The sequence below is a fragment of the Micromonospora cabrerizensis genome, assembly GCF_022230955.1.
In the GTDB taxonomy this organism is placed as follows: Bacteria; Actinomycetota; Actinomycetes; order Mycobacteriales; family Micromonosporaceae; genus Micromonospora; species Micromonospora cabrerizensis.
The window spans coordinates 1-6,155 of record NZ_JAKKFI010000008.1; the positions used below are offsets into that span (position 1 = coordinate 1).

The following is a 6,155-nucleotide window of genomic DNA, read 5'->3' on the forward strand; positions in this document are numbered from 1 at the left end:
CGCCGAGGGGCAGCGCCGCTACGTCGAGTCGCTCTCGTCGTACGCCCGGCAGTTCCTCGGCCAGATGGACAAGCCAGACGTCGACTTCATCGAGGGTCTGAGCCCCGCCGTCTCGATCGACCAGAAGTCCACCTCACGCAACCCGCGCTCCACCGTCGGCACCATCACCGAGGTCTACGACTACCTGCGCCTCCTCTACGCCCGCATCGGTGAGCCGCACTGCCCGGTCTGCGGCGAGCGGATCTCCCGGCAGAGCCCGCAGCAGATCGTCGACCGGGTCCTCGCGATGGCCGAGGGCACCAAGTTCATGGTGCTCGCGCCGGTCATCCGCGGTCGCAAGGGCGAGTACGTCGACCTCTTCGCCGAGCTGCAGGCCAAGGGCTACGCCCGGGCCCGCGTCGACGGCGTGGTGCACCCGCTGACCGAGCCGCCGAAGCTCAAGAAGCAGGAGAAGCACACCATCGAGGTGGTGATCGACCGGCTCACCGTCAAGCCCAGCGCCAAGCAGCGGCTGACCGACTCGGTCGAGGCCGCCCTGGGCCTGTCCAGTGGCCTGGTGCTGCTCGACTTCGTCGATCTTCCCGAGGACGACCCGGGCCGGGAGCGCCGCTACTCCGAGCACCTGGCCTGCCCCAACGACCACCCGCTGGCCATCGAGGATCTCGAGCCCCGGGTCTTCTCCTTCAACGCGCCGTACGGCGCCTGCCCGGAGTGCACCGGCCTGGGCACCAAGAAGGAGGTCGACCCGGAGCTGCTGGTCCCCGACCCGGAGCGCAGCCTGCGCGAGGGCGCCATCCAACCCTGGTCCACCGGGCACAACCTGGAATACTTCCTGCGCCTGCTGGAGGCTCTCGGCGAGGCCCAGCACTTCGACGTCGACACCCCGTGGCGGGCGTTGCCGGCGCGGGCACAGAAGACCATCCTGCACGGCTCCGACGACCAGGTGCACGTGCGCTACCGCAACAAGTACGGCCGCGAGCGCTCCTACTACACCGGCTTCGAGGGCGTGGTGCAGTGGATCGAGCGCCGGCACTCCGACACCGAGTCCGAGTGGTCCCGCGACAAGTACGAGGGCTACATGCGCGACGTGCCGTGCGCGGCGTGCGGCGGCGCCCGGCTCAAGCCCGAGGTGCTCGCGGTCACCCTGGCCGGCAAGAGCATCGCCGAGGTCTGCAACCTGTCCGTGGGGGAGTGCGCCGACCTGCTTGCCGGCATCGAGCTGACCGACCGGCAGAAGCTGATCGCCGAGCGCGTCCTCAAGGAGATCAACGCCCGGCTGCGGTTCCTGCTCGACGTCGGTCTGGACTACCTCTCCCTGGACCGGCCGGCCGGCACGCTGTCCGGCGGCGAGGCGCAGCGCATCCGGCTGGCCACCCAGATCGGCTCCGGCCTGGTGGGCGTGCTCTACGTGCTCGACGAGCCGTCGATCGGGCTGCACCAGCGTGACAACCACCGGCTGATCGAGACCCTGATCCGGCTGCGCGGGCTGGGCAACACGCTGATCGTGGTGGAGCACGACGAGGACACCATCCGCACCGCCGACTGGATCGTCGACATCGGGCCCGGCGCGGGTGAGCACGGCGGCAAGATCGTGCACAGCGGCTCGGTGCCCGCACTGCTGAAGAACAAGGAGTCGATCACCGGCGCGTACCTGTCCGGGCGTCGCTCCATCCCGACACCGTCGACGCGCCGCCCGCAGGAAGCCGCCCGCGAGCTGGTGGTGCACGGCGCGCGCGAACACAACCTGCGCAACCTGACCGTCTCGTTCCCGCTGGGCCAGCTCATCGCGGTCACCGGCGTCAGCGGCTCGGGCAAGTCGACGCTGGTCAACGACATCCTCTACGCGGTGCTGGCCAACCAGATCAACGGCGCCCGACTGGTGCCCGGCCGACACACCCGGGTCTCCGGTCTGGAGCACGTGGACAAGGTCGTCGGCGTGGACCAGTCGCCGATCGGCCGTACGCCCCGCTCCAACCCGGCCACCTACACCGGGGTCTGGGACCACGTCCGCAAGCTCTTCGCCGAGACCACCGAGGCGAAGGTACGAGGGTACGGCCCGGGTCGGTTCTCCTTCAACGTCAAGGGTGGGCGCTGCGAGGCGTGCTCCGGCGACGGCACCATCAAGATCGAGATGAACTTCCTGCCCGACGTGTACGTCCCCTGCGAGGTGTGCAAGGGCGCCCGGTACAACCGGGAGACCCTGGAGGTGCACTACAAGGGCAAGACCGTCTCGGACGTGCTGGAGATGCCGATCGAGGAGGCCGCCGAGTTCTTCTCCGCCATCCCGCCCATCCACCGGCACCTCAAGACCCTGGTCGACGTCGGTCTGGGCTACGTACGCCTCGGCCAGCCCGCTCCCACCCTCTCCGGCGGTGAGGCGCAGCGGGTCAAGCTCGCGTCCGAGCTGCAGAAGCGCTCCACCGGGCGGACGGTCTACGTGCTCGACGAGCCGACCACCGGCCTGCACTTCGAGGACATCCGCAAGCTGCTGATGGTGCTGGAGGGTCTCGTCGACAAGGGCAACACGGTGATCACCATCGAGCACAACCTCGACGTGATCAAGACGGCCGACTGGCTGATCGACATGGGTCCGGAGGGCGGCCACCGGGGCGGCACCGTTCTCGCCACCGGCACCCCCGAGGAGGTCGCCGAGGTCGCCGAGAGCCACACCGGCGAGTTCCTGCGTCAGGTGCTCAAGCTCGACGGCAAGGCCAAGGGCGCGGCCGCCGCCACCACCCGGGCGGCCAAGGCCAACGGTGTGACCAAGGCGCGGGCCAGCCGCAAGGTGGCAGCCGGCGCTCGCTGATCTCAACTCCCCGACGGTAGGTCCGGTCGGGCTCGCGCCGCGCGGGTCCGCCGGATTCTGCTGCGGTAGTCCGGCAGGCCGTCGTGGTGAGCCTCCGCGTCCCATTTCCTGGGTCGGACAGCTGCCGCGATGAACCATCCGGCACAGTTGCCCGTGTGGAGAAGTGTGGCCGGCTCTTGACCGGCGCAGCGGGCTAGAGAGAGGCGAGGCATGAGTGACGATCAGGCGCTGACCGGTCCGGGTACGCAGACACGTCGTACCCTGCTCACCGGTGTCGGGGCAGTCGGCGCGGCCGTCGTCCTGGCTGCGTGCGGCAGCGACGACGGCAGCGGCAGCGACACCCCCACCAGTGGCGGCCCGGCCGTGCCCAGCACCGGTGACGCTGGCGGCGGCGACCGGCAGGGCGCCCAGTCGCTGGCCACCACCGCTGACATCCCGGTCGGCGGCGGCAAGGTCCTCGCCGCCGAGGGCGTGGTCATCACCCAGCCGAGCGCCGGCCAGTTCAAGGGCTTCGACCCGATCTGCACGCACCAGAACTGCCCGGTCACGAACGTCGACGGCGGCACCATCAACTGCACCTGCCACGGCAGCAAGTTCTCGATCGAGGACGGCTCGGTGAAGGCCGGCCCGGCCACCAAGCCGCTGCCGCCGAAGAACATCAAGGTCACCGGCGACCAGATCTCGCTGGCCTGACCGACCCGGGGGCAGCCACCGCCCCTCGGCCGGGTGTGTCCGGCGGGCCTGGCCGGTCCGGTGACCGTTCCTCGGCCGGGTGTGTCCGGCGGGCCTGGCCGGTCCGGCGACCGTTCCTCGGCCGGGCGTGTCCGGCCGCCGAGCCGGCCCCCGAGCCGGTCGAGGGAGCCGGCCGCGTGATCGACTCGCGTTTCGGGAAGTCGGGGTATCCGCAGTGCCTTGACACCCCGACTTCCCGGAAGCCGAGTGGATCTAGAGCTTGCGTGGGGCTGTCGGTGCTGCGGACTAGGCTTGTTGGTGTGGCTGACCCCTCGACCTACCGCCCCGCACCCGGCACCATCCCGGAGCTACCGGGGGTCTACCGCTTTCGCGACGGCACCGGCCGGGTGATCTACGTTGGCAAGGCGAGAAACCTGCGCAGCCGGCTCAACTCCTACTTCGGCGACGTCTGGAACCTGCACGAGCGCACGAGGCAGATGGTCACCACCGCCGAGTCGGTGGACTGGATCACCGTCGGCACCGAGGTCGAGGCGCTCCAGCAGGAGTTCACCTGGATCAAGCAGTACGACCCCCGGTTCAACGTCCGCTACCGCGACGACAAGTCGTACCCCTATCTGGCCGTGACCCTCAACGAGGAATACCCACGGCTACAGGTGATGCGGGGCGCCAAGCGCAAGGGGGTGCGCTACTTCGGCCCGTACTCGCACGCCTGGGCCATCCGGGAGACCCTCGACCTGCTGCTGCGGGTGTTCCCCGCCCGGACGTGCTCCGCCGGGGTGTTCAAACGCGCCGGCCAGGTCGGTCGTCCCTGCCTGCTCGGCTACATCGGCAAGTGCTCGGCGCCGTGCGTCGGCACCGTCTCCGCCGACGAACACCGCGCCATCGTGGACGGGTTCTGCGACTTCATGGCCGGCCGCACCGACACCATGGTCCGCAAGATCGAGCGCGAGATGACCGAGGCGAGCGAGCAACTGGAGTTCGAGCGGGCCGCCAAACTGCGCGACGACGTGGCCGCCCTGCGCCGCGCCATGGAGAAGCAGACCGTGGTGTTGGGCGACGGCACCGACGCCGACGTGGTCGCGTTCGCCGACGACCCGCTCGAGGCGGCCGTGCAGGTCTTCCACGTCCGTGACGGCCGGGTCCGGGGGCAGCGCGGCTGGGTGGTGGAGAAGACCGAGGACCTGACCACCGGCGACCTGGTGCACCACTTCTGCACCCAGGTGTACGGCGGCGAGCACGGCGAAACCGACGTGCCCCGGGAGCTGCTGGTGCCCGAGTTGCCCGCCGACGCCGAGGCGCTGGCGGACTGGCTCTCCAACCACCGGGGCAGCCGGGTGTCGCTGCGGGTGCCGCAGCGCGGTGACAAGCGCTCACTGATGGAGACGGTCGAGCGCAACGCCAAGGACGCGCTCGCCCGGCACAAGCTGAAGCGTTCCGGTGACCTCACCACCCGGGGCAAGGCACTGGACGAGATCAGCGAGGCGCTGGACATGCGCACCTCGCCGCTGCGCATCGAGTGCTTCGACATCTCGCAGATCCAGGGCACCGACGTGGTGGCCAGCATGGTGGTCTTCGAGGACGGGTTGCCCCGCAAGAGCGAGTACCGGCGGTTCATCGTCCGTGGCGCCACCGACGACCTCTCCGCGATGTCCGAGGTGCTGCGTCGTCGCTTCGCCCGCTACCTGGACGCGCGGGCCGAGACGGGCGAGGTGGGCGTCGAGTCGGCTGACGACCCGATCACCCCGGAAGACGCGGCTGAGCCTCAGGTCGGCGTGCTGATCGATCCGACCACCGGCCGGCCGCGCAAGTTCGCGTACCCGCCGCAGTTGGTGGTCGTCGACGGCGGCGCTCCGCAGGTCGCGGCGGCCGCGCAGGCCCTTGCCGACCTGGGCATCGACGACGTGGCGCTCTGCGGCCTGGCCAAGCGGCTGGAGGAGGTCTGGCTCCCCGACGACGAGTTCCCGGTCATCCTGCCGCGCACCTCGGAGGGGCTCTACCTGCTGCAACGGGTCCGCGACGAGGCCCACCGGTTTGCCATCACCTTTCACCGGCAGCGTCGCTCGAAGCGGATGACCGAGTCGGCGCTCGACCACGTGCCCGGCCTCGGCGAGGTGCGACGCAAGGCGTTGTTGCGGCACTTCGGCTCACTCAAGCGACTCTCGGCCGCAACGGTCGAGGAGATCACCGAGGTCCCCGGGGTGGGTCGACGCACCGCCGAGGCGATCCTGGCCGCCCTCGACAAGGACACGAAGGCCGACGAGAGCACGGAGGCTTCCCCCCGCCCCTGACGACGCCCTCGCCTCGGGGCGGTCAGTCGCGGTGCCCAAGATCGTGCTCGATCCTGGTTGTAGTGGCCTCGTCCGCGTGCCGAGGGGCCTGTTTCCTGGTTCGAGCACGATCTTGGGTATCCACGTCACCTCTGGCGTTCCGGCGGCGGCGTCCGGTATCCCAACCCGCCCAATATCCGAGCAACTTCAGGGAAGTTGTTGCCTCGCCGCGACGTGAGGCAGCAACTTCCCTGAAAGTGCGCGGATCTTGGTGTGTCTTCGGCGGCGGTTGTGGGGTGTGGTGTCCGGTTCAGCTGGGTGGCCGTGGGGTCGGTGTCCGGTTTGGGGTGGGGTGTCTGGTGGTCGGGGCGACCCTGGGGCGGAATCGT

Annotated in this window: 3 protein-coding genes; all 3 read left to right on the forward strand. The window is 69.9% G+C overall.

The annotated features are described in order from the left end of the window. Nucleotides 1-2,806, forward strand: a 2,806-nt coding sequence (gene uvrA / locus LADH09A_RS01235; protein ID WP_238642876.1) for an excinuclease ABC subunit UvrA, incomplete at its 5' end; no start/stop codon positions are given. Between the two features lie 210 nt (nucleotides 2,807-3,016). Further along, nucleotides 3,017-3,499 (forward strand): Rieske (2Fe-2S) protein, encoded by a 483-nt coding sequence (locus LADH09A_RS01240; RefSeq protein WP_238642877.1) that lies wholly within the window; start codon nucleotides 3,017-3,019, stop codon nucleotides 3,497-3,499. A 299-nt stretch (nucleotides 3,500-3,798) separates the two neighbouring features. Next, nucleotides 3,799-5,787 carry an excinuclease ABC subunit UvrC gene (gene uvrC, locus LADH09A_RS01245; protein WP_238642878.1) on the forward strand — a complete coding sequence of 663 codons (1,989 nt, stop codon included), beginning with the start codon at nucleotides 3,799-3,801 and terminating at the stop codon, nucleotides 5,785-5,787. The last annotated feature ends 368 nt before the right edge of the window (nucleotides 5,788-6,155 follow it).